This window comes from Vibrio sp. GLN_1 (genome assembly GCF_043106015.1).
GTDB classification, from domain to species: Bacteria; Pseudomonadota; Gammaproteobacteria; order Enterobacterales; family Vibrionaceae; genus Vibrio; species Vibrio parahaemolyticus.
This window is the reverse complement of record NZ_JBICMD010000007.1, coordinates 442,733-464,603: the sequence shown is the minus strand read 5'-3', so window position 1 is coordinate 464,603 and position 21,871 is coordinate 442,733. Positions and strand designations below refer to the sequence as shown.

Sequence of the window (21,871 nt, the reverse complement as noted above, 5' to 3'; positions counted from 1 at the left end):
TTTCCGTTAAGAAAGAAATATCTAATTGGATTATCATCAACGAGTGCCCACACAGATTGATAGGTCTATATTGTTAAAGAGCTTGCTTTTCGAGAAGTTTTCCTCTCAAAGCGGAGGCGTATTCTAATGAACTAATTCTTAGTGTCAAACACTTTTTAAAATTAATTTTTAGAAGCTTTTTCGCCTTATTGCCAGCTGCTTTCGCGTTTCCGCTTTGCCCTGACAACGGAGGCGCATTATAGGGAGATGAGTTTTCTTGGCAACCCCTTTTTAGAAAAAAAATCAAAAAAAAAGCGTCGAGTGATGAAATCTCATTCAAACGCTTATTTTTAGCACTCAGTTGTTAACTTCAAGTAGCAAATAAGCAATCAGTATGTGTCTATCCACCCCTCTTCAAAGCTTGCAATATCAAGGTGCAGTGATTTGTCGACTTCGATTTGATCTATTGCCTCTAGTTCTTTATTTACACTACTCATCGTCAATGTGTTGTTGTCTAGCTCAAACACTTGGCGTTGCGTGGTGTAATAGAACTTAAGCGTAGTGAGCGCTTTTAGATCGTCATTGCTCGCGGCTGCTTTAATGCTTTTTAGTTTACGAAAGATTTTGTTGTGCAGTTGCTTGAGTTTCCAAACGTACAGCACCTCTTCCATGTATGGTCGAGTTTTAATTTGATTCAATAAAGAGAGGGAAGTTGCAACTGCTAGAACGACACCAATCAAATTCCAATGGAAATTGCCCGTTGATTGTTCTGGTACGACTTCAGTGTTGCCAAACAAAACAATCAGCAAGGTACTAAAGGCAAGAGAGGAGATGGCGAGCAACGCAACAAAACCTCCAATCACAAAGTTTACTTTCTTTTTATAAATGTCTTTATTTATCTGTTTGATTTCCATATACCACTCCTAACAGGGTTGCCTCCTATTCTAACGAGCACACCCAGCTCCACAATCGAAGCTTTGTAAGTAAGTTCACATTTACTATTAAACTCGCATCCGTTCCCTGCTTAGGTATATACTTCCGCGCATTCACTCTTTCTATACAGAGGCTAAATTCATGCGCTCTTTTGTTTTACGAGCTCGCGCGGCGCCAACCACCAGCAAAGCACTATTAGAAGGTGTCGGTAACGAGGCACATACCGAGATCCTTGCTCATACCATGATGAACACCATGTTCGTGGCACAATCTCACCGTGAAGATGTGGTTGTCCACTTGGTATTAGAGAGCACGAAGGATTACTCGCGCACGATTACCATTCGTTCAAACGACATTACCAATATTGGTGGTTTTCACGAGTCAACGTTGATCGCTGCCGTTGCCCGTGCGTTGGACGCATCTGTTGGTATGGGTAAAGAGCAGCTTCGTGAAGTTGAGCCGGGTATTACGGTTCGTACAGTGAGCTTCGAACGCTTGGTTCAAGAACTGGCGGAAGACCACCAACTTTATATGTTGGATAAGAAAGGCGAATTTGTTCGTGATGCAGAAATTGGTGAAAACCCATGCTTCTTGCTAACCGACCACATTCCGATGCCGAAGAAGTCGTTCAACAGCTTGAAGCGCCTAGGTACTGAGAAAATCAGCCTTGGACCTAAGATGCTGTTTGCTTCTCAGTGTGTAGTATTGATCCACAACGAACTGGATATCCGCGAATTCTAGTTATTCGCGTACACGTTGTTAGATGATGAAAGAGGACTCGATTGAGTCCTCTTTTTTGTTTCTGACTTTCTATGCCGCGCTTATTTACCGCCAATACTCAATCGAGCAAAACGCACATCTGGCGCGAAGAAAGTGCGGCTATCATTAATAAGCTGCGTATCACCCACAGCTTCTACTTCTTGCAGCATATTATAGAAGTTACCTGCAACTGTAATTCCGCGCACAGGTTGAACACGCTGACCATCACGGCACAAGAAACCACTCGCACCAAATGAGAAATCACCACTGACAGCATCTGCACCAGAGTGAACCCCTTGCAGTTCCACTAATTCTAGGTATTCACCTGCTTTGACTTCTGACGCACTGCTGTTGCCTGTAGCAATCACTTTATGATTTGCCGATACGTCTAGGCTCGATTTCGCACTGCGAGATGCACTTGCCGTCGACACTGCACCTAAATAACTCGCTGTTTGGCTATTGTGCAATAGCGTATTCAGTTGGCCATTGGCGATCAACGCATTGTCTTGAGTGGCAAAACCTTCACTATCAAACCCTGCGATAGCCATACCATTTGGCATGTATGCCGCATCGGTAAAGGTGAGAAGTTCACTTGCTACGCTTTGACCAAGCTTGTCACCCAGTGGCGAGATGCCTTTCATCGCACTCACACCAGAAAACGCACTGCCGAAAGCACCGAATAAACTTGCTAGCGCATTGATGTGGAAGATAGCCGGATAGTTACCTGTCGCAACTGGTACTCCATCAAGGAGGTCGCGAGCAAGGTTGTAACCGCCTTCAATGCAGTAAGTTGGATTCAACTCATCAAAACGGCGACCTAACGACATTCTACCTGCCATCGACTGTTTGCCATCTTTTTCAAATAAGGTATACGCGTAACAAGTGAAAGAGCGCTCGAAATGTTGACATATCGTACCTTGAGTATTCGCGATGATGAGCTGAGTTTCGCCGTCACTATAACCATTGTATGGTGAGCTTGAAGCGTGAGGCAAAGCCACAACACCTTGCTCAAGCGCAAGTGACAGTTCAATTTTCTCATCGACCGATGTGGTATCGTCTTGCGCAATTTCTGCAATATCAGTGGTGATTTTGCTGTTTACGCAGCTGATGGTTTGATGTTCATCTTGCTTAGAAAAACGAGCACTTTGCAGCGCGTTGGTGAGCATCAAATCTAAACTTGGTTGCTCTAGTGATTCAGAATAACTGGTCGCGACACGAGCATCTTTAATGACTCGAACACCCAGCACTTGGCTTGAGCTGACTTTGTACTCATCCAGCTTGCCTTGGTTTGCTTTCAGCGAAAAGCTGCTGTTACGGTTCACAATCACATCCGCTTCCGCACCTTGGCGTTTGGCTTCTGACAGGACGTAATCAACCGCGTTAAGAAGTTGTTGTTCTTGGCTCATTAGTTACCGCCTCCTACCAGAATATTGTCCACTTTAAGGGTTGGTTGGCCGACTATTGTAGGTACTGAGCCACTCACTGAACCACACATACCTGGAGCAAGTGCCATGTCCTTACCGACCATACTGATTTCTTTCAATACTTTAGGACCAGTGCTGATCAGTGTCGCCGCTTTCAAAGGCTTGGTAATTTTGCCGTTTTCAATCAAATACGCTTCACGAACAGCGAAGTTAAATTCGCCCGTCCCAGGTTGAACGGAGCCACCACCCATCTTCTTGGCGTAAATACCGCGTTCGATTCCCGCAAGCATATCATCGAGTGAATGCTCGCCTTCTTCGATAAAGGTATTGCGCATGCGCGAGGTTGGTGCGAACTTGTAGTTCTGACGACGACCAGAGCCTGTTGGCTCGTAACCAGTCTTCATGCCGCCCATTTTGTCGACCATAAAGCTGGTTAGCTTACCGTCTTTGATCAGTTGGGTACGCTGCGTTGGCAAACCTTCGTCATCAACGTGGATTGAGCCCCATTCGTTGGTCATCGTGCCGTCATCTACTGCGTTTACTGCAGTATGAGCGATCATCTCACCCATTTTGTCGTGGAATACCGACGCCTTCTTCGCAACCGAAGTAGTTTCTAGCAGGTGGCCACACGCTTCGTGGAAGATAACGCCGCCAAAGCCGTTACCAATTACCACAGGCATTTCACCCGATGGACAAGCATCCGCGCCCAATTTCACTAGCGCTTGTTGAGCGATAGTTTGACCCAGCTCTTTCGCATCGATCTGTTCGCTAAACTCCCAACCGGCAAGTGCCCCCGGGCCTTCCATGCCAGAAGATTGCTCATTGCCTTTCTGGGCAACTGTGTTACCCGCAACACGAATGTAGTGACGCGTATCGTCTACATGCAAACCTTCTGAGTTGAAGATAGACACTTGCTGCTCGCGCTGAAGCACACTACCAATGAACTGGCTGATGTATTCACTTTCTGCACGCGCAGCTTGATCAACTTTCAATAGAAATGCGATTTTTGAATCTAGGTTAGCATCCTTACTTAGCGGCATGCTGCAACCATGTTGGATTGGGTATCGGTTCAAATTCAAAGAACCCGCTGACGCGATTTGCTCACGCTTGTCTTTCGCTGCAAGCAGTGATGTCACGCGTTTTAGTTCGGTTTCGTCCGTGCTGTTGGTGTAACCGTAAAGCACTTTGTGACCGAAGAAGAGGCGAATACCGATACCAAAATCGATACCTGAATTTACATTGTCCACCTCACCAGATGCGATCTGGACGGTGTTGGTTTGGTGATGTTCAACGAATAGCTCAGCGAAATCAGCTCCTAAAAAGAGAGCATGATCGATCACTGCCTTCGCTGTTACAGAATTAAGCATGAAGTCTCCTTGCTCGATGATCGTCTTAGCCTTCCTAAATAACTTTCGAGAGATTCCGTAAAGTTAAATTGGCAACGCGTTAAATTTTAACAGTTTTTTAACCTTGTTTTATGCTAATCCTTGCCAAAAGAGACCACGATTCTTTATTTAATATTCCAGTTTCTGCTCTTTCATCAGAGCGTTGCACTGGAAAATTCCGCGCAACAAAGTATTAAGAAGCTTACTCTATCACTCACTTCGCATAATTGAATACTCAATAATAATTACTCTCAAAAAACGTATCTCTTGAGTAAGCGTCCTGTTATCATCCGAGCGAAATAGTCGGGGGGCCACGTGATAAGCGTTGGCTGAGATCGAAATTCGAGACCCGTTGAACCTGATTCAGTTAGCACTGACGTAGGGAACTATGCGCACTTTGCCTTTCGCAGCCTCTCTTTGGCGAGTGAAACGATCGAACAATCGATCTGCCCACAGCGGTCAAAGTCAGTTCCTATACGTCTTGTAATAGGAGCGACCATGACGCAGCAATCACAGCCTTATTCACATCAGACGCCAGCCTTACCTACCCCTATCGTATTGACCATCGCAGGCTCCGACAGTGGCGGCGGCGCAGGTATTCAAGCAGACATCAAAGCGATGTCGGCAACAGGCAGCTTTGCATGCTCGGTCATTACCGCCATCACTTCGCAAAACACACAAGGCGTTTCTGCCATTTTCCCTATCCCACTTGATCACGTTGAAAGCCAACTCGATGCGGTGTTTACCGATCTCAATATTGTGGCGGTAAAAGTCGGCATGCTGGCGGATTCGAACATCATCAAAGTGGTGGCCAGCAAGATCAGACAGTACCAGCCTAAACATCTTGTGATAGATCCCGTCATGGTCGCCACCAGCGGCGATTTGCTACTTGAGCAATCAGCAATCAGCACATTAAAAGAAGAACTAATTCCACTGGCAGACATCATCACTCCTAACCTGCCAGAGGGTGCCGCACTGACAGGTAAGCCTGTACCTCACTCAGAATCTGAAATGAATAACATGATTGACGACCTTCGTGCGCTTGGTGCCAAAGCCATTCTGCTCAAAGGCGGTCACCTTGAAGAAGATGAAAACAGCAACGATCTGCTGATCATGCAAAACAGTGTCGAGTTAATCAGCGCCAAGCGTTTTCCGACCCAAAACACCCACGGTACGGGCTGTACACTGTCTTCCGCTATTGCGTCTTACCTTGGTCAAGGCAACAACCTGCACAAAGCCGTGCATTTAGGAAAACAGTACATCAGCCAAGCAATCGCTCATGCGGATGAGTTGGAAGTGGGGAAAGGTCACGGACCAGTACATCACTTCTTTGCGGGTCATACCTATGTTCGCTAACGCGATTGGCATTCAGCTTTCCGACGCCAGTTTGCAATACAAAGACAGCCAAACACCGACTTTAGCGAAAGTGAACATGGTCATTCCTATCGGTCAATGGACGGTATTACTCGGGCGAAGTGGCTGCGGAAAAACCACGATATTGCGTTACTTAGCTGGCCTACTGGATGACCAAGTTGACTGGCATGGCGAACTCATCACAACCGATGGCGCCGCACTGCATGACCGTGTCGCTTACATGGCTCAGCAGGATTTATTGCTACCGTGGCTTCACGTGCTGGATAACGTCTGTCTTAGCTCGCGCTTTTCTCACGCCAACTCAAATTCAGCGGAAGAGAAACAACGTGCTCTCAACTTGTTAGAGCACGTTGGGTTGGCAGATTACGCTTACGCCAAACCCGCTCAACTCTCTGGTGGTATGCGGCAGCGCGTAGCCCTTGCTCGCACTCTGATGCAAGACAAACCTTTGGTTTTGATGGATGAACCTTTCTCGGCATTGGACGCCGTGACTCGGCACAAATTGCAAACTCTCTCTGCCGAGTTACTTAAGGACAAAACCGTTGTCTTGATTACGCACGATCCGCAAGAAGCGGTGCGATTGGCACACCAACTCTATGTGTTGCAAGGCACGCCTGCTCAAGCGCAGCACTTGGTTGTTCCGGACTCCAAGCCACCAAGATCTCTCAATGGAGAGTGCGCAGCGCTACAGCAGGCGATTTTGGATCAGTTGGAGAAAGACTATGAGTGATATGACGCAGTACAACTCCGTCTCGGCGCGTATTAGTAAAAAGGAACGCGTAACTCATCCGGCGTTGCGTCTGCTGACCAGCGCAGCCGTGATCTTAGGTTTGTGGCAACTCATTGTAGTGGTGTTTGACATGCCAAGCTTCATCTTGCCTTCGCCAATTGAAGTATTGAATAGATTAGTGACTCGATACGACGTGCTACTCAAACACACTTGGGTAACAGCACAAGAGATCCTACTTGGCTTGGCGCTTGGATTATCGATGGGTTTGCTATTCGCTTTGCAAATGCTGATGTTCGAGCCGCTCAAACGCTGGCTATTGCCGATTCTTATCGCTAGCCAAGCGATTCCTGTGTTTGCTATCGCGCCAGTGCTCATGCTTTGGCTGGGTTACGGCATTGCATCGAAAGTAGTAATGGCGGCGATCATCATCTTTTTCCCCGTCACGACATGTTGCTACGATGGTTTACGCAATACACCAACTGGTTACCTCGATCTTGCCAAAACCATGGGCGCATCGAAATGGCAATTACTGCGCCATATTCAACTACCTGCCGCCCTGCCAACGTTAGCGTCTGGTATTCGTGTTGCCGTGGTTATTGCGCCGATTGGTGCCGTGGTAGGTGAATGGGTTGGTTCAAGTGAGGGCCTTGGCTATCTGATGCTTCAAGCCAACGCACGCATGATCATCGATGAGATGTTCGCTGCCCTATTCATCCTCGCCGCGCTGTCTATCGCACTCTATTTCACTACTGACAAATTACTGAAAAAAGCCATTCCCTGGGAAAACAAATAGGGAAAGAAAAAGGAAGAACCCCGTGAACAAAAACAAACTTATTAGCGCTGCTGCTCTGCTCGCTTCAATCGTTTCAACTAACGTACTTGCTGCCGAAAAGGAGCTTACTTTAATGCTGGATTGGTTCGTTAACCCGAACCATGGCCCTATCGTTATCGCACAAGAGCGCGGCTACTTTAAACAGCAAGGTTTGAAGATCAATATCCAAGAACCTGCCGACCCAAGCACGCCACCTAAACTAGTTGCGGCTGGCAAAGTCGATATGGCGATTTCATACCAGCCGAGCTTAACCATCGACGTAGCGGCTGGCTTGCCATTAATTCGCTCTGCAACCTTGATTGCTACTCCCCTCAACACATTGATGGTGTTGGACAACGGCAAGAACGACAACCTTGGCGACCTTAAAGGCAAGAAGATCGGTATTGCGATCGCAGGTAACGAAGAGGCGACAATCGGCACCATGCTTGCGCAGGAGAACGTGAAGTTTTCTGACGTGCAAATCATCAACGTCGGTTGGGCACTCTCTTCCTCTCTTGCATCAGGGAAAGTAGACGCTATTTGGGGCGGCTTGCGCAACTTCGAAACCAACCAACTTGCGCTAGAAGGCTACAAAGCCAAAGCCTTCTTCCCAGAAGAACACGGCGTACCAGCGTATGACGAACTGGTGTTTGTGGCGAATGCAAAAACCTACGACAAAGCCGCTATCAAAGCGTTCAACAAAGCGCTGGAGCAAGCGACCACTTACATCGTCAACCATCCGAAAGAGTCTTGGAAAGAGTTTGTCGCTTACTCACCAGACACGCTAAACAACGAGCTCAACCAACGCGCTTGGAATGACACGTTAACTCGTTTCGCGCTTCGCCCATCGGCAGTTGACCTAAAACGCTACGACGATTACGCCGAGTTCATGTATTCACAAAAAATCATCGAAACGCTACCAAAAGCGAAAGATTACGTACCGAGCTTTGACTAATTACGAGGCTGCCCCATTATGAAATACCAAGATTTGATCGACGCTTGCCGCCAAGATTGGCAAGAATACACTGAGCATGCCTTCGTGCAGCAATTGGCCAAAGGCACGCTGGCTCAACCTTGTTTTCTGCATTACTTGAAGCAAGATTTCTTATTCCTAAAACAGTACGCGCGAGCTTATGCGCTGGCAATCTACAAAGCACGTACGTTAGACGACATGCGCCGCGCACTACCAAGCGTACATGCGCTTTTAGATTCAGAGATTGCCCACCATGTTACCTACTGCGGCCAGTGGGGATTAACGGAATCGGATCTCGAAAACGAGCCGGAAGATTTTGGCACGGTGGCTTACACGCGCTACGTATTGGATGCGGGAATGACGGGCGACTTAGTTGACTTGTATGCCGCGCTCGCCCCTTGCTCCATCGGCTACGCCGTCATTGGTAAAATGCTGATTGAAGATGAAAACACGGTATTCGAAGGCAATCCTTACGCAAGTTGGATTAACTTGTACGGCGGTGAAGAGTTCCAATCAGGCGTGGCAAGTGGGGCCGAACACTTTAACCAGTTGCTGGCTGAAATCGACATCTACAGCCAGCGCGGTCAAAACCTGATTCAGGTCTTCAAAACTGCAACGCGTATGGAAGTGGCGTTTTGGCAGCAAGGTCTAAACGCACAATAAGGTTAATTGGAGAATCTCATGTTAATAGAACAAATCACTCAAGCATTAACCGCAGTGCGTCAGCAAAAGCCTTTAGTCGTGAACATTACCAACTACGTGGTGATGAACAACACGGCGAACGCTTTGTTGGCTATCGGTGCTTCGCCAATCATGGCACATTCAAAGCAAGAAATGGCAGAAATGATGTCGTTTGCTGGCGCTTTGGTGATCAACATCGGCACCCTAGACAGCGTTTGGACGCCGCGCATGAGCTATGCCGTCGAGCAAGCCAATTCGAACGGTAAAATTGTTGTGCTCGACCCTGTCGGTTGCGGTGCAAGTTCACTACGCACCGAAACCTCGCGCGAAATCGCCCGCCTTGCAAACAAGTTAATCATTCGTGGTAATGCTTCCGAAATCATCGCTCTCGCTGGTGAGCAAGCGCAAAGCAAAGGTGTAGATGCACTCGACAGTAGTGATGCAGCCCTTGGGGCGGCTCACTTCTTAGTTGAAGAATACGGAGTGAGCGTGGTGATCTCCGGCGAAACTGACTACATCGTCACTAAAGAGCAAACCGTCCAGCTGAATAATGGTCACGAGATGATGCCATACGTAACGGGCATGGGTTGCACGTTAACCGCACTGACAGGCGCGTTCGCAGCAATCGGCGACGAAACAGGCCTTGCTGCGGCAGCGGTGCTTGGCGTTGTGGGTGAAATTGCGGCTGAGCAAGCGCGAGGGCCAGGTAGCTTGCAAATGCATCTTTTGGATGAGCTTTACCAACTGGATGAAGAAACACTGGCAACACGCCTTAAGTTACAAGTGAGATAAATCGCTTCTCAATGCTTTAAACGCCTCTCACTCCAACGAAAGTGGGAGGCGAAAGGAAACACAATGAACACCTATCGTTTGTATTTGGTCACCGACGACCAACAAGATTTATCCACTCTCAAACACGTTGTAAGAAAGGCGGTAGAAGGTGGGGTCACCATGGTACAGGTGCGCGAAAAACATGGTGACGTTCGTGCATTTATTGAACGAGCTCAAGCCGTGAAGACGCTCCTTGAAGGCACTGGCGTCCCGTTAATCATCAATGATCGTGTTGATGTTGCCCTTGCCGTCGATGCCGATGGTGTTCACCTCGGGCAGTCAGACATGCCAGCAGAGATCGCTCGTCAATTGATTGGCCCAAACAAGATTCTCGGCTTATCGATTGAGACTGAAGATCAGCTGGCAGAGGCGGATTCTCTGCCCATTGATTACATCGGCTTGAGTGCCATCTTCGCTACGCCAACCAAAACCAACACCAAAAAACACTGGGGTATAGAAGGTTTAAAAATGGCGCTGAACACCACGTCCTTACCAATCGTCGCTATTGGTGGCATCAACGAAACCAACATTCCTGTTCTGAGTGCGACAGGTGTACATGGTTTGGCTTTGGTTTCTGCCATTTGTCATGCAGAAAACCCAACCAAAGCAGCAGAGTACTTACTTTCTCTGATGGATTAAGACCCCAACGCTTAAGGATGAGCGCCTTTACCCTCCGGATAAATGTCATCAATTCATCACTCAACCTTCATTCTCTCGTCAAATTGACAAAGCGTTGATAAGTTTTTCACGCCAGATAACGTAAGATAAGTCCCTTATTTTCACGTGGTTGAATAACCCTCAATAAAAACAAAACGCTCTCAATGAAAACCAAAAAATATGGATTGATGATGCTCGCCTTGTTTGTTCTTGGCATCATCCCAATGTCGCTGTTTGGCTCTTATCACGATCTCACTTCACAGGTGCCTGAAAGTCTGGGTATTACTTTTACTTTGCTCACTGACTCTGCTGGCAGCAAAGGCTTTTTAATTACCTTAACACTGCTACTGCTTTCTTTATTTCGCTTTAAGCCAAGTCGCACTAAGTGGATGCAAAAACTCTCAATGTTAGGGCTGTTACTTGTGATTGGCTTTGCCAGCAAAACGGGGCTAAAACTGATGACAGAAAGCCCTCGCCCGTACACGGAATTGCTCGCAGCAGAACAATTAATTGAAACACCAGAAACGTTTTATCAGTTAGATACAAAGCAACAAGCCAACGTAATTAACCAGATTTCTGAACACGTCAGTGATTGGCGGACGCGCCATTGGCAAGGCGAGAAAGACTATTCTTTCCCGTCGGGCCATACGATTTTCGTTTCGATTTGTCTGGCTTTCTTTGGTGGATTGTTCTTACAGAACAAGTGCTATATCTCTGCACTGTCATTATGGATGTGGGGAATGAGCGTCGCATATAGCCGCTTATGGCTGGGCATGCATCGCCCTGAAGATTTAATAGGCTCGGTCTTGTTTGTCGCGATTGTATTTACTTTACTCCCGACATTTCAGATTAAGAAACAGATGCCGTTTGTTTCTCTTGCTTCGCGCTAATGTGAACGGTTACTAGATAAAAAAGAAGCCAGCGATTCGCTGGCTTCTTGCTTTCAAGCGCTACTTTTTTCTAGCCATTTTTTGGTGGTTCAAACGCTGTTAGTTCTAATTCTGGGCCAGTGTATTTTTCAATACGAACCAGTGCCGAGTTCGCCGCACAGCCGTTTGCAAGTCGAGAGGTCGGAATATCCAACGTTAACACGTTACAACCGCCGTTCTTACAAATGCCGGTTTTCGGATCCAAATCCGGCCAACCGCCTTCATGAATACATACTGAACCTTGCTTGATTCGGTCAGTCACTTCCGCGCCAACCAATACTTGGCCACGGTTGTTAAACGCACGAACTAGATCGCCCGTTTTAATACCACGCGCTTTCGCATCTTCAGGGTGAATCCAAATAGGTTCACGGTTTGCAATTGCGTACTCTTCGCGAATCTTCGCGTAGTTAAACTGGCTGTGTAGACGATGCGCTGCGTGCGCGGTCATTAGCTGCAACTCGCCATCTTTTGCATTGCCGGTGTACTCGGTTGGTGCCATCCACGTAGGGTGTGGAGGACAGTCTTCCAACTGGTAACCTTCAATGGTTTTCGAGAAGATTTCAATCTTACCACTTGGCGTACCTAGCGGGTTCATGATCGGGTCTTCACGGAAATCCGCGTAACGAACAAACTGTGCGTTCTTCTCGTTCCACTTCATCTCGATCAGTTGGTTATCTTCCCAGAACTTGCTAAAGTTCGGCATTGCAATGCGAGAGCCACGGCCACCTTGTTGCGCCGCCTTATAGAAGCCGTACAGCCATTCCATTTCGGTTTTGCCTTCGGTGTACACATCACGGCCACCCGGTGCTAGCATCTCTGCCATGTCCGCGAATACGTCGAAGTCATTACGCGCTTCACCTTGCGGCTCAACCACTTGCTTCATTGGCACCAAGTGTTGGTTACTGTAGTCACCCGTCATCGTTAAGTCGTTACGCTCGAACGATGTGGTGATTGGCAGAACGATGTCCGCATGCTTCGCAGCCGCCGTCCAGTAAGGCTCTGAAATCACGATCAGCTCAGGCTTTTGCCACGCTTTAATCAAGCGGTTGGTGTCTTGGTGGTGAGTAAAGTTCGCACCGCCAGCCCACCAAATCATCTTAATGTTCGGGAACGTCAGTTCATGACCGTTGTGATGGTAGGATTGACCTGGGTTTTCCAACGCCTCGACAATACGCGCCACAGGGAAGCTTTGCACCGCGCCAGACACTGCCCAGTCGTTACCCGCAGAAGAGCCACCACCCAGTGATGCCGAAATCGCAGGAAGAACGCCAGCATCACGAGCAGGGTTACCACCGTTTGAGTAGTGATAAGAGAAACCAAAACCACCGCCCGGTAAACCGATTTGACCCAACATCGTTGCCAGTGTAACCAGCATCCAGTGACGCTGCTCACCGTATTGTTGGCGCTGCATGCCCCAACCCGCCATCAGCATGGTGCGGTTTTTACTGAAGATGTCAGCCAATAGCTCAAGTTGCTTCGCAGGTACGCCACAGATTTGTGATGCCCATTCTGCTGATTTTTCTACGCCGTCTTCTTCGCCCATCAGGTACGCTTCAAACTTGTCGTAACCTGCGGTGTATTTATCGAGGAAGGCTTTATCGTGCTTACCTTGTTTCACTAAGGTGTGTGCGATACCCATCATCATTGCCACGTCGGTCATTGGGTGAGGAGCAATCCACTCCGCATTCTCGCCAAAGAATTCAATGGTTTCAGAACGAATAGGGTCAATCGCAATGACCGTCTTGCCTGATTTTTTCAATTGATGGAAGAATTCAAGACCAGCACAGTCTGTTGAGCTCCACGCGATTTTTAGAGTGTTGATCGGGTTTAAGCCCCAAAGCACAACCACATCGCTGTGCTCTAGTACCACTGGGTACGTGGTTTGTTGCTCGTACACTTCGATAGAGCCCACAACGTGCGGCATGATGATCTGCGCAGCACCCGTTGAGTAGTCACCCAAGTGGCCTGAGTAGCCGCCCGCCATGCTCATGTAACGTTGCAGCAAGGTTTGTGCTTTGTGCAGCACGCCACTTGAACGCCAGCCGTAAGAACCAGCAAACACAGAAGCCGGGCCATATTCTTTACGAATGCGCATGTGCTGTTCGTGGATCAGCTTGTAAGCTTCATCCCAAGACACGCGTACAAATTCATCGCTGCCGCGAACGCCTTCGGGAGCTGATGGGTTTGCCAAGTAACCTTTACGAACCATTGGGTACTTAACACGCGCTTTAGTGTGCACTTGGTCAGGACCAGTGCTTTGTAGGCTATTTGGTACAGTTTGAGGCAGAGCATTGGTGGTCGAAACCAACTTACCATCTTGTACTTCACACAGCATTGGGCCCATGCGGCCCGCCGTTAGAATGCCTTTGCCGCGAGCATTAGAAGACGCAACAGACATAGGTGCAAATGAAGTGAATGCCATTGCACCAGCCGCCATACCAGTGCCTTTTAGAAATCCGCGACGGGTCATATTAGTCATAATCTTATCCTTCTATTTATCGTTAGTGACCAACCACATCTTTCGCGTGGTGCTGGAAGAACTTGGTTAGAATTTCTAGGTTCTCGGCTGAAATATCAGTTCGATCACCCATACTTTTCGCTACCGGTCCCCATGCATTCACTGTGAAGTGATTTGAAGGAATTTTCGCGTGACAAGTGGCACAGTAAACGTTGTCCAACTCTTCTGCGTATGACCATACTGGATCAAGCGTGTCTACAACTGGAGAATCAATAGCACCTGTTAGAGAAACTGCGCGCCATTCGTTGCCGTAAACATCCGCCTCAAATTCACCAGCTTCAAGCGCTTGTTGGCCTTGCTCTGTTAGCGTTGCTACGATGGCACGTTGACCTTCTCCCATGTAAAGCACTTGTTCTGCGCCTTTCATTTGGAATGCATTCAACTTAACAGTGCGGTTGTCGCCTTCCGCGCTCATCACTTCCAGTTTTGTTGTTGGATTGATGGTACCCATTTCACCCAAATTAATCGTTGTTACTGGGTAAACTACCTTCGCGTTAGCAGCTGTCTTCGTCGTGAAGCTCATCAGCGTTTCGAATGCTTTGCTGTCTAGCTCTGCTTCTGGTGCAAAGTGAGCCACACCTTTGTGACAATCGATACACGTTTGATCGTTCGCTTTCGCGTATTCATGCATCTTCGCCGCATCGCGTGATTGCTCAAACTCTTCCATTGCATCGAAATCATGACACGAACGACACGTCGCTGAATCGTTTTCACGGAACTGAGCCCATACAGTTTCAGCCATGTCTTTACGATGTGCTTCGTATTTCTCTGGCGTGTCGATCTTGCCTGTCACAAATTCGTGGTAAATGTCTTTCGACGCACGAATTTTGGTGATCAGGTAATCCATTGGTTCTTGAGGAATATGACAGTCAGAACATTCCGCGCGAATGCCCTTTGCATTACTGAAGTGAACTGAGCCTTGATACTCTTTATAAGGGATTTCCATAGAGTGGCATGAGACACAAAACTCAGTGTCAGACGTGTAGTGCATCACCGCTGCACTGCCGCCCAAAGTTAACCAACCCACACCAACGCCAGCAGCAACTAGCAATGCAATATATCGTTTTTTTATTGACATAATTCGCAACACTTCCAAATAAAATGTAATTATAGGTCGCAAATTACTACTTTGTAGGTAGATAACTCTTGATCCACATCATTACCGTGTTGCTCTCTGCGTCTCAAGAATGAAATTTCGTTATTTAGCTCCCATGAATTCATATCTAACGCAAATTTTTTGCACAATTCGACATTCACAACATAAATCACTTTTCTAAATTGAACGGTTTGATCAATAAGCTAAGAGAATGAGAGACTGGCAATTCAACTCGATGCATTAAGGATGTGCATGTCGACTCTCATATCTACACCCAGAACCAAAATGGGCCCGATCAGAGCAGAAGATTGGGCGCTATTTCAGCGTTTACATATCGAGCCGAGTGTCATCGCTCTCTGCTTCGATAAACCTGACGAGCGAGTGTTACGCGACAAGTTTGAATCTCGTTTAGCGAGCTGGACACCAGAGTGTGACCATTGGTTGTGCTTGACCATTCTCGATGCAAATACTCAACAACCTATTGGGATCACGGGTTTTGTACTAGAGGAAGACAAAGCCGAAGTAGGCTATTTGCTGCTGCCCGAGTTTCATGGCCAGCAATTCGGCACAGAAACACTTAAGGCTTTGCTGCACTGGGCAGAAACCACGCACGATATCCGCCGCTTTTCCGCCACAGTGACCGAAGGAAATATCGCATCAGAGCGCGTACTCACAAAATGCGGCTTCGAACTCTCTCAAGTCATTCCAGACGCATACCAAATCGGTGGCAAACACTACGCCGATAAAATCTACTCGCGACAAAAATAAGGACGTATTTTGAATAAAGTAGTCATCGTTACCGGCGCAAGCCGAGGTATTGGAGCCGCAACCGCGAAAAAGCTGGCCGAGCAAGGCTATCGCGTTTGTGTTAATTACCGCACTCAGCAAGAGGCCGCCGACCAAGTTGTAGCAGAAATACAAGCAAACGGCGGGAAAGCCATTGCCATCGCCGCAGACGTAGCCGATGAGCAACAAGTGCTCAACCTTTTCGATGCAACAGAAAACGCACTAGGCTCAGTCACCCATTTGGTCAACAACGTTGGCATTCTATTTACTCAGTCACCGTTGGCGGAAATCAGCTTGGAGCGCTTCCAAACTGTGATGAACACGAATGTCGCCAGTTGTTTCCTCTGCTGTCGAGAAGCGGCGAAGCGATTCAGTGCGGGCGGTGCCATTGTGAATGTCTCCTCTGGAGCGTCACGCTCAGGCGCGCCATTTGAGTATGTTGATTACGCCACATCAAAAGGCGCGATGGATACCTTAACTAAAGGGCTCTCGCTCGAGTTGGCAGAGCGCAATATTCGCGTCAATGGCGTTCGACCTGGTTTCATTTATACCGATATGCATGCCGACGGCGGAGAACCAAACCGAGTGGATAGACTGAGCCCTCAAATTCCTCTTAAACGCGGCGGCACAGTAGAAGAAGTGGCGAATGCGATCGCTTGGCTACTGAGTGACGAAGCTTCTTATGTCACAGGATCATTTATCGATATTGCAGGGGGCAGATAGAATGCAAATCCATATCCGACAAGCTACTCCCAAGGATTTAGACGGAATTTTTCAGCTTAATTTGCAGATCAATTCACTGCATTTTGCGAATGCGCCAGAAGCCTTTGTTGCGCCTTCAGAAGCTGATCGCGAATTTCTTGCGCAAGCACTAGAGAACAAAGAGCGACTCTTTTTGGTTGCCGAACGTGAACAGCAAATTCTTGGCTTCTTAACCGCGATGATCACCCAAAACGACACCGTCAGCTTTCTGATCAAAGACCCAATTTGCCGCGTGGGGACGATCGTTGTCGATGAAGAGCAAAAACAGCAAGGAATCGGTCGTCAACTGCTCCAAACTTGCGAGCATTGGGCGCGCGATGCCAATGCCACGCAAGTTCGATTGGAAGTGATGGAATTCAATCAGCCAGCACAGCGTTTTTACGATAATCAAGGTTTTAAAACTAACTCACGCATTATGCTGAAACATTTGTAACGATAACGGCAATTAAACGCTTTTCACGACTAAAGCCGACTAAATCGCATTTATCACTTCGATTTGTCCCCCGATTTTAGAAAAGGCGATATGATGTACTGATATACCTAAGTGACTTCAAGATGCCTGGGTATAAAGGAGATTCGAACATGATTTATCTTTTCGATTGGGGGAACACCTTGATGGTAGATTTCCCTCACGCACAAGGAAAAATGTGCGATTGGGAACACGTAGAAACGGTTCCTCAGGCCACAGAAACGCTGGCAGTACTTTCCCAAAATCATCCCATTTACATTGCGACCAGTGCATCTGACTCCAACATGGAAGAGGTTCAACGTGCATTCGTCCGCGTCGACTTGGACCAATTCTTAAATGGCTATTTTTGTTTTGCCAACCTCGGTATCGCTAAAAACCAACCTGAGTTTTATCTCGCCGTCGCAAAACAGTTAGGGGTTAACGTGAGTGAAATAACCATGGTCGGCGATTTACCTCACAAAGACATTTATCCCGCCATGCAAGCGGGCGTAAACACCATTTGGTTTAACCCAACGGGCGCTGATGCACCAGCCGAGCCCATTCTGAATCAAATTCGCTGTTTGTCTGAGCTTATACCCTAACCGTTACCTGCACTAATCAAGGAAGATGAATGCAAATCAGACCCATCAAGGTAAGCGATATCGAACGCTTCACCGCGCTGTGGAATCGGGTGTACTCCGAGGGGGAGTTTTTGATTTCTCCAGCCCCCGATAACGCAACACTTCGTAGCATCCTGCAACGTGTTGAGAACAAATCCATCCCTCAGTTTGTCGCGTTTGACCGCCAAGAACTGATCGGCAGCGTTGAAATCTTCCCTGCAGAAATGTGCGGCTACGAAGGCGGACAGCTTATTCGCGTCGGTATTCTTGGTATTCACATTGACAAAAGCTACCGAGGCAAAGGATTAGGACGGAAATTATTATCAATGGCAATCGCGCGCGGTTGGGCGTTTGGCTACGACCAAATCGTACTCAACGTATACAAAACCAACACACCAGCGATTGCTTTGTATGAACGCTTTGGGTTTGAACATCAGGGAGAACTTGGGGAAGTGATCTTGCCAAATGGCAAGGTCTTAATGAGTCAAAAAATGGTATTGAATAAAGCGCAACGCCGTTCGAACAACCCCGGTTTGTAGATTCTCGATAACCGTTTTTCACAAAGCTTAATTGGGACTAACACCCTTGCGTCACATGCCCTCGAACAATTGAATCGGTCGAGGCTTGATTCACATAGTAGAAGTAGCACGCTTCTTCTGCCAATGTGTAACCCTGCGGCCAAATGTACACCACGCGATCAACGCCCGATTTATCTAAGAACTGATAATCGGGAATCGCGACAAAATGAGCGCTGTTCGGGTGCTGCTGACCGATGATACAAAAATCACTGCCTTTGCACGGCACGTCAATTTTCGAGTAGCCTCTGGCAGGCAGGTCTATTTCTAATAAAGCACGAATACTGTCGGCGCTGGCTTCTGGCATGCCTTTGCGTGTTTTGACTTGTCGGTCAATGTAGTGAACGTGCTCTTGGTCGTAAGCGTTATCAATCACAGATTGAGCATGGAAGAATTTGAGAGCCGTACCTAAAGAAGACTGAGAACTGTGCAGCATCGCAGCGTATGCTTGGCGATGAATATCGAGTAGTACTGGTAAAGCAGCTAATGCGATGAAAGCCAAAGTGGTGAGCACTATGGTGATTTCCATCAGCGTAAATCCCTTTGATTTCACGTTTCCTATCTCAACTAGCCCAAGACAATAGCCCCACATCCATGTGAGACCGAGCCAATATATCGCCAATTTCTTACGATTAAAGGCCCAAGGGGTAAGAAGAGACAAACACCACTCAAACTTGAGAACAGCAGCCAAAGAGCGGTGCAACAAAACGACGCTATGTATCAGATATTAGACGATTTTTACTCTCTAGCTATTGAGTAAAGGCACATTATTTCGCACCAGACCACGACGAACATTCGTGCACATTTTGCCAAAACGACGAATTTCATCGAATTGCGGAACAATGCCGCGCTCCATAGCCGATTCCCAATAGCTCAGCTCTGAATCCACCATTTCCAGTAACTTCTTCGGACAACCGATGCACTGCCCCTCCGGCCCACACACAAAGGTTTCCGGTTCGTAAATCGGTAGTTCAGCTTTTACTTGGTCGATGATATTACGCATCGCGGTCATTCGGTCTGGCTTTGCCGTCATCACTCTGCTCCACGGATTAAGATGAGGCAGAATTGTACTCACTGGCACGTGAATGTCCCTACCTAATTTAGGTATATTCCGTTTTGATAGCCTTTTTTATCGTCAGATCTGGTTTTTTAACCACCAAATACACCGCCGTAGCCGCTAGGACAAAGCCAGAAATGCCCATCCAATCAAATGACTCTCCAAACGCGAGCCAAGCTTGAATCGCCGTCGTTGGCGGCACTAGGTAAAACACAGACGCCACACTCGAAGACGCCCCATTTCTCACCATGTACAGCAACAATAGAATCGCCACACAAGAGAGCACGACGACCAACCACAACACGGTCAAAATAAACTCCAGTTCCCATTGCACTTGCATGGTTTCAAACAGCATCGCAACAGGCAGAAACATGATGAGCGCGGCCAAATATTGCACCGTCGCACCACCAACCATATCCACTTGTTGGCAATGTTTTTTCTGATACAGCGTCCCTAGCGTGATACCAACCAAAGCCAATAAACACAAACCAATGGCCAACACTTTGTGCTGCTCGGATTGCCACTCCATTTTGCCCATCAACACCATAGCGATACCGACAAAACCAAGAGCCAAACCCAGCCATTGCGAGGGTTTAAATTCCTCACGAACAAACGCCACCAGCAAAGCCGCGGTTAAAATCGGCTGAATGCCCACCAGCAACGAACTCAACCCCGCTGGCATACCCAAAGCGATAGCGAAATAAGTACCGCCCAGATAGAAACCGTGGATTAACGCCCCAACCACGCAGCTGTGCCAAAAATCTGTTCCTGTCGGCAACCTTCTACGCAATACCGCCACAAGAACCAAAAACAGTAAGACATTGAATGCCATACGGATAGAAAGCAGTGTCGCTGGCTCAGCATATTGCAAACCAAAACGCGCACCAACAAATCCAGAAGCCCAAAGGATGACAAATACAAAAGGGATGGCTCGGATTAACATGATCGCCTCACTCACGCTTGTTTTATGTTTTGAGATACTGCTAATGTAATTAGGTACAGTGTTTTCAAAAAGTGACAGATGGAAGTGTTTTTATGGGTACAGATTTATTGGAAAGCGGTGAAGGGAATAAGTACCTCGTGGTGGAAAAACACCTCAAACAAGCCATCAATGGTGGCGTTTATCAAGCGGATGATCGACTGCCCTCCATTCGCTCGTTGAGCCAAGAATTAAACGTCAGCAAAAACACCGTGATTCGTGCATATCAAGAGCTGGAAGCGCAAAACTTGGTGTACTCGGTTCCCAAATCGGGTTATCGAGTGAAAATCGCCTTGCCGACCTCTCGCTCAATTCCGGATCCGACTCGTGTGGATTTGCTCTCGATCTGTAAAGAAATCCTCACATACCCTGAATACCAAGAGCGTTTGCCCGCTGGCTCTGCCCACCCAAACATTGATTCCCCCGCGATCAAAAGCTTGTACGCCGAGATTGGCCGTCACAGCCGCCAGCAAACGCATGTACCGAGCCATTACCAGTTGCCACCCGGTGATCACCTCTTAATTAAACAACTGGCGAAAATCACGCAAGATTTGGGCACGCCAGCCAAATTGGATGAAATCATGGTGACGCACGGCGCGCAACAAGCAATAAGCCTAGCGCTGCGCGCAACAAGCAATAAGCCTAGCGCTGCGCGCAACGACACAAAAAGGCGATATCGTCGCGGTGGAGTCTCCTTGTTATTTTGGAAACTTATTGATGCTCGAATCACTCGGCCTCAAAGTGGTGGAAATCCCGAGTTGCCCACGAGACGGTATGTGCGCCGAAGCCTTAGCAAAAGCGATGTCGACATGGGACATAAGAGCGATCATCGTAACACCAAACTTCACCAACCCTACTGGTGCCATGATGCCGTTAGAAAAGCGCCAGCAATTGCTCTTGGCGTCCGGCAATGTTCCTATTATCGAAGACGATGTGTTTGGCGGGTTAAGTTATGATAAGCCGTTGCCAAGCTTGAGCTTGCTCGATGACAAGCAACGCGTGATTTACGTGAATTCGTTATCCAAAACACTCGATTCGCGTTTGAGAATTGGTTGGATGTTGGCGGGGCGATATCGAGATCAAATTGAGCAATATCTACTGTGTGAGAACATGGGCAGTTTGAACCTGATGCAATCTGCCGTGGCAACGTTTCTAACGTCAGGCAAGTATCGAACGCATACTGCGCGAATGGGTCGGGTTTATCAAAACAACATGCGTCGATTTATCCAGATGCTTCATCAATACTTGGATGAATACGAATCTATAAAAAATCGATATCAGATCAACGCCGTGCAAGGCTCGTTCTTGCTTTGGTTGCGCCTGCCCGAAGACACGGACAGTTATGCGTTGTATCAAGCGTGCAATAAGCACAGAATCAGCCTACTTCCCGGCACCGTATTTGGCACTCAAGAGCAATATCGACATTGCGTGCGCCTCAGCGTGGCAAACTTTGGTCATGAAACCGATTGGAGTCACGCGATGCAAACACTGGCAAAGTTGATAGCAAAGCATGTCTGTTAACTCGCTCTTGCTAAATGAACTTATGCCCACACACGCAAACAGG

At 47.7% G+C, this 21,871-nt stretch carries 21 protein-coding genes, 2 pseudogenes and 1 riboswitch; of the genes and pseudogenes, 15 read left to right on the top strand and 8 right to left on the bottom strand.

The features are described from left to right. Positions 1-368: 368 nt before the first annotated feature. On the bottom strand, positions 369-893 hold the full coding sequence (locus ACF8OV_RS04805) for a DUF3087 domain-containing protein (RefSeq protein ID WP_024702320.1): 525 nt from the start codon (positions 891-893) through the stop codon (positions 369-371). Between the two features lie 160 nt (positions 894-1,053). Between ACF8OV_RS04805 and trmY the strand changes: the two genes are divergently transcribed. Further along, complete coding sequence (gene trmY, locus ACF8OV_RS04800; protein WP_005459965.1) at positions 1,054-1,653, top strand: tRNA (pseudouridine(54)-N(1))-methyltransferase TrmY; 600 nt, start codon at positions 1,054-1,056, stop codon at positions 1,651-1,653. Positions 1,654-1,733: 80 nt separating this feature from the next. Here the strand turns inward: trmY and ACF8OV_RS04795 are convergent, their stop codons facing one another. Both ACF8OV_RS04795 and ACF8OV_RS04790 read right to left on the bottom strand, forming a co-directional pair. Further along, positions 1,734-3,077, bottom strand: coding sequence for a TldD/PmbA family protein (locus ACF8OV_RS04795; RefSeq protein WP_203503780.1), 1,344 nt, complete (start codon positions 3,075-3,077; stop codon positions 1,734-1,736). After that, positions 3,077-4,462, bottom strand: coding sequence for a TldD/PmbA family protein (locus tag ACF8OV_RS04790; RefSeq protein ID WP_317676224.1), 1,386 nt, complete (start codon positions 4,460-4,462; stop codon positions 3,077-3,079). Before ACF8OV_RS04790 ends, ACF8OV_RS04795 begins: the two co-directional genes overlap by 1 nt. A gap of 312 nt (positions 4,463-4,774) precedes the next feature. Beyond that, positions 4,775-4,882: riboswitch (TPP riboswitch) on the top strand. Between the two features lie 96 nt (positions 4,883-4,978). Here ACF8OV_RS04790 and thiD point away from each other — a divergent pair. The 8 genes and pseudogenes from thiD to ACF8OV_RS04750 all read left to right on the top strand — a co-directional run bounded on the left by thiD (position 4,979) and on the right by ACF8OV_RS04750 (position 11,427). After that, on the top strand, positions 4,979-5,836 hold the full coding sequence (thiD, locus tag ACF8OV_RS04785) for a bifunctional hydroxymethylpyrimidine kinase/phosphomethylpyrimidine kinase (protein WP_069546431.1): 858 nt from the start codon (positions 4,979-4,981) through the stop codon (positions 5,834-5,836). Continuing rightward, a complete protein-coding gene (locus ACF8OV_RS04780) occupies positions 5,826-6,584 on the top strand; it encodes an ABC transporter ATP-binding protein (protein ID WP_030000737.1) in 759 nt (252 codons plus the stop codon). Before thiD ends, ACF8OV_RS04780 begins: the two co-directional genes overlap by 11 nt. A 58-nt stretch (positions 6,585-6,642) precedes the next feature. Continuing rightward, positions 6,643-7,377 (top strand): annotated as a pseudogene (locus ACF8OV_RS04775) (ABC transporter permease); the annotation flags it as partial. A 22-nt stretch (positions 7,378-7,399) separates the two neighbouring features. Further along, positions 7,400-8,350 (top strand): ABC transporter substrate-binding protein, encoded by a 951-nt coding sequence (locus ACF8OV_RS04770; RefSeq protein ID WP_024700766.1) that lies wholly within the window; start codon positions 7,400-7,402, stop codon positions 8,348-8,350. An 18-nt stretch (positions 8,351-8,368) separates the two neighbouring features. Then, the gene (tenA, locus tag ACF8OV_RS04765) at positions 8,369-9,031 is read left to right on the top strand and encodes a thiaminase II (protein WP_021452762.1); all 663 of its coding nucleotides are present in this window, start codon (positions 8,369-8,371) and stop codon (positions 9,029-9,031) included. Between the two features lie 18 nt (positions 9,032-9,049). Continuing rightward, positions 9,050-9,841, top strand: coding sequence for a hydroxyethylthiazole kinase (thiM, locus tag ACF8OV_RS04760; protein ID WP_025533823.1), 792 nt, complete (start codon positions 9,050-9,052; stop codon positions 9,839-9,841). A 63-nt stretch (positions 9,842-9,904) separates the two neighbouring features. Then, a complete protein-coding gene (gene thiE, locus ACF8OV_RS04755) occupies positions 9,905-10,519 on the top strand; it encodes a thiamine phosphate synthase (protein ID WP_203503778.1) in 615 nt (204 codons plus the stop codon). Between the two features lie 182 nt (positions 10,520-10,701). After that, positions 10,702-11,427, top strand: a complete 726-nt coding sequence (locus tag ACF8OV_RS04750) for a phosphatase PAP2 family protein (protein WP_203503771.1) — start codon at positions 10,702-10,704, stop codon at positions 11,425-11,427. Between the two features lie 70 nt (positions 11,428-11,497). Here the strand turns inward: ACF8OV_RS04750 and ACF8OV_RS04745 are convergent, their stop codons facing one another. Both ACF8OV_RS04745 and ACF8OV_RS04740 read right to left on the bottom strand, forming a co-directional pair. After that, entirely contained in the window at positions 11,498-13,945 is a 2,448-nt protein-coding gene (locus ACF8OV_RS04745) for a trimethylamine-N-oxide reductase 2 (protein WP_005459941.1), read from the bottom strand. A gap of 22 nt (positions 13,946-13,967) precedes the next feature. Continuing rightward, positions 13,968-15,062, bottom strand: a complete 1,095-nt coding sequence (locus ACF8OV_RS04740; RefSeq protein ID WP_025521763.1) for a NapC/NirT family cytochrome c — start codon at positions 15,060-15,062, stop codon at positions 13,968-13,970. Between the two features lie 270 nt (positions 15,063-15,332). On the opposite strand from ACF8OV_RS04740, the gene ACF8OV_RS04735 reads away from it, so the two are divergent. The 5 genes from ACF8OV_RS04735 (at position 15,333) to ACF8OV_RS04715 (ending at position 18,235) form a co-directional block, all read left to right on the top strand. Next, a complete protein-coding gene (locus tag ACF8OV_RS04735; RefSeq protein WP_025521764.1) occupies positions 15,333-15,848 on the top strand; it encodes a GNAT family N-acetyltransferase in 516 nt (171 codons plus the stop codon). 9 nt (positions 15,849-15,857) lie between these two features. Further along, positions 15,858-16,589, top strand: coding sequence for a glucose 1-dehydrogenase (locus ACF8OV_RS04730; protein WP_025504704.1), 732 nt, complete (start codon positions 15,858-15,860; stop codon positions 16,587-16,589). A 1-nt stretch (position 16,590) separates the two neighbouring features. Continuing rightward, the gene (locus ACF8OV_RS04725) at positions 16,591-17,061 is read left to right on the top strand and encodes a GNAT family N-acetyltransferase (protein WP_116920755.1); all 471 of its coding nucleotides are present in this window, start codon (positions 16,591-16,593) and stop codon (positions 17,059-17,061) included. 149 nt (positions 17,062-17,210) lie between these two features. Then, a complete protein-coding gene (locus ACF8OV_RS04720) occupies positions 17,211-17,678 on the top strand; it encodes an HAD family hydrolase (RefSeq protein ID WP_020841669.1) in 468 nt (155 codons plus the stop codon). A gap of 29 nt (positions 17,679-17,707) precedes the next feature. Then, positions 17,708-18,235, top strand: a complete 528-nt coding sequence (locus ACF8OV_RS04715; RefSeq protein ID WP_203503753.1) for a GNAT family N-acetyltransferase — start codon at positions 17,708-17,710, stop codon at positions 18,233-18,235. A 37-nt stretch (positions 18,236-18,272) separates the two neighbouring features. Here ACF8OV_RS04715 and ACF8OV_RS04710 read toward each other — a convergent pair whose 3' ends face one another. The 3 genes from ACF8OV_RS04710 to ACF8OV_RS04700 form a co-directional block, all read right to left on the bottom strand. After that, on the bottom strand, positions 18,273-18,863 hold the full coding sequence (locus ACF8OV_RS04710) for a type II secretion system protein (RefSeq protein WP_223304377.1): 591 nt from the start codon (positions 18,861-18,863) through the stop codon (positions 18,273-18,275). Positions 18,864-19,016: 153 nt separating this feature from the next. Further along, entirely contained in the window at positions 19,017-19,304 is a 288-nt protein-coding gene (locus tag ACF8OV_RS04705; RefSeq protein WP_005459922.1) for a hypothetical protein, read from the bottom strand. A 67-nt stretch (positions 19,305-19,371) separates the two neighbouring features. Continuing rightward, positions 19,372-20,271 carry a DMT family transporter gene (locus tag ACF8OV_RS04700; RefSeq protein ID WP_029841322.1) on the bottom strand — a complete coding sequence of 300 codons (900 nt, stop codon included), beginning with the start codon at positions 20,269-20,271 and terminating at the stop codon, positions 19,372-19,374. Between the two features lie 92 nt (positions 20,272-20,363). On the opposite strand from ACF8OV_RS04700, the pseudogene ACF8OV_RS04695 reads away from it, so the two are divergent. Further along, positions 20,364-21,828, top strand: a pseudogene (locus ACF8OV_RS04695) (PLP-dependent aminotransferase family protein). The last annotated feature ends 43 nt before the right edge of the window (positions 21,829-21,871 follow it).

Bases quoted from the DNA above. Each gene is read 5' to 3' on its own strand.
- ACF8OV_RS04805 (WP_024702320.1), bottom strand. From the start codon at position 893: ATGGAAATCAAACAGATAAATAAAGACATTTATAAAAAGAAAGTAAAC.
- trmY (WP_005459965.1), top strand. From the start codon at position 1,054: ATGCGCTCTTTTGTTTTACGAGCTCGCGCGGCGCCAACCACCAGCAAA.
- ACF8OV_RS04795 (WP_203503780.1), bottom strand. From the start codon at position 3,077: ATGAGCCAAGAACAACAACTTCTTAACGCGGTTGATTACGTCCTGTCA.
- ACF8OV_RS04790 (WP_317676224.1), bottom strand. From the start codon at position 4,462: ATGCTTAATTCTGTAACAGCGAAGGCAGTGATCGATCATGCTCTCTTT.
- thiD (WP_069546431.1), top strand. From the start codon at position 4,979: ATGACGCAGCAATCACAGCCTTATTCACATCAGACGCCAGCCTTACCT.
- ACF8OV_RS04780 (WP_030000737.1), top strand. From the start codon at position 5,826: ATGTTCGCTAACGCGATTGGCATTCAGCTTTCCGACGCCAGTTTGCAA.
- tenA (WP_021452762.1), top strand. From the start codon at position 8,369: ATGAAATACCAAGATTTGATCGACGCTTGCCGCCAAGATTGGCAAGAA.
- thiM (WP_025533823.1), top strand. From the start codon at position 9,050: ATGTTAATAGAACAAATCACTCAAGCATTAACCGCAGTGCGTCAGCAA.
- thiE (WP_203503778.1), top strand. From the start codon at position 9,905: ATGAACACCTATCGTTTGTATTTGGTCACCGACGACCAACAAGATTTA.
- ACF8OV_RS04750 (WP_203503771.1), top strand. From the start codon at position 10,702: ATGAAAACCAAAAAATATGGATTGATGATGCTCGCCTTGTTTGTTCTT.
- ACF8OV_RS04745 (WP_005459941.1), bottom strand. From the start codon at position 13,945: ATGACTAATATGACCCGTCGCGGATTTCTAAAAGGCACTGGTATGGCG.
- ACF8OV_RS04740 (WP_025521763.1), bottom strand. From the start codon at position 15,062: ATGTCAATAAAAAAACGATATATTGCATTGCTAGTTGCTGCTGGCGTT.
- ACF8OV_RS04735 (WP_025521764.1), top strand. From the start codon at position 15,333: ATGTCGACTCTCATATCTACACCCAGAACCAAAATGGGCCCGATCAGA.
- ACF8OV_RS04725 (WP_116920755.1), top strand. From the start codon at position 16,591: ATGCAAATCCATATCCGACAAGCTACTCCCAAGGATTTAGACGGAATT.
- ACF8OV_RS04720 (WP_020841669.1), top strand. From the start codon at position 17,211: ATGATTTATCTTTTCGATTGGGGGAACACCTTGATGGTAGATTTCCCT.
- ACF8OV_RS04715 (WP_203503753.1), top strand. From the start codon at position 17,708: ATGCAAATCAGACCCATCAAGGTAAGCGATATCGAACGCTTCACCGCG.
- ACF8OV_RS04710 (WP_223304377.1), bottom strand. From the start codon at position 18,863: ATGTGGGGCTATTGTCTTGGGCTAGTTGAGATAGGAAACGTGAAATCA.
- ACF8OV_RS04705 (WP_005459922.1), bottom strand. From the start codon at position 19,304: ATGACGGCAAAGCCAGACCGAATGACCGCGATGCGTAATATCATCGAC.
- ACF8OV_RS04700 (WP_029841322.1), bottom strand. From the start codon at position 20,271: ATGTTAATCCGAGCCATCCCTTTTGTATTTGTCATCCTTTGGGCTTCT.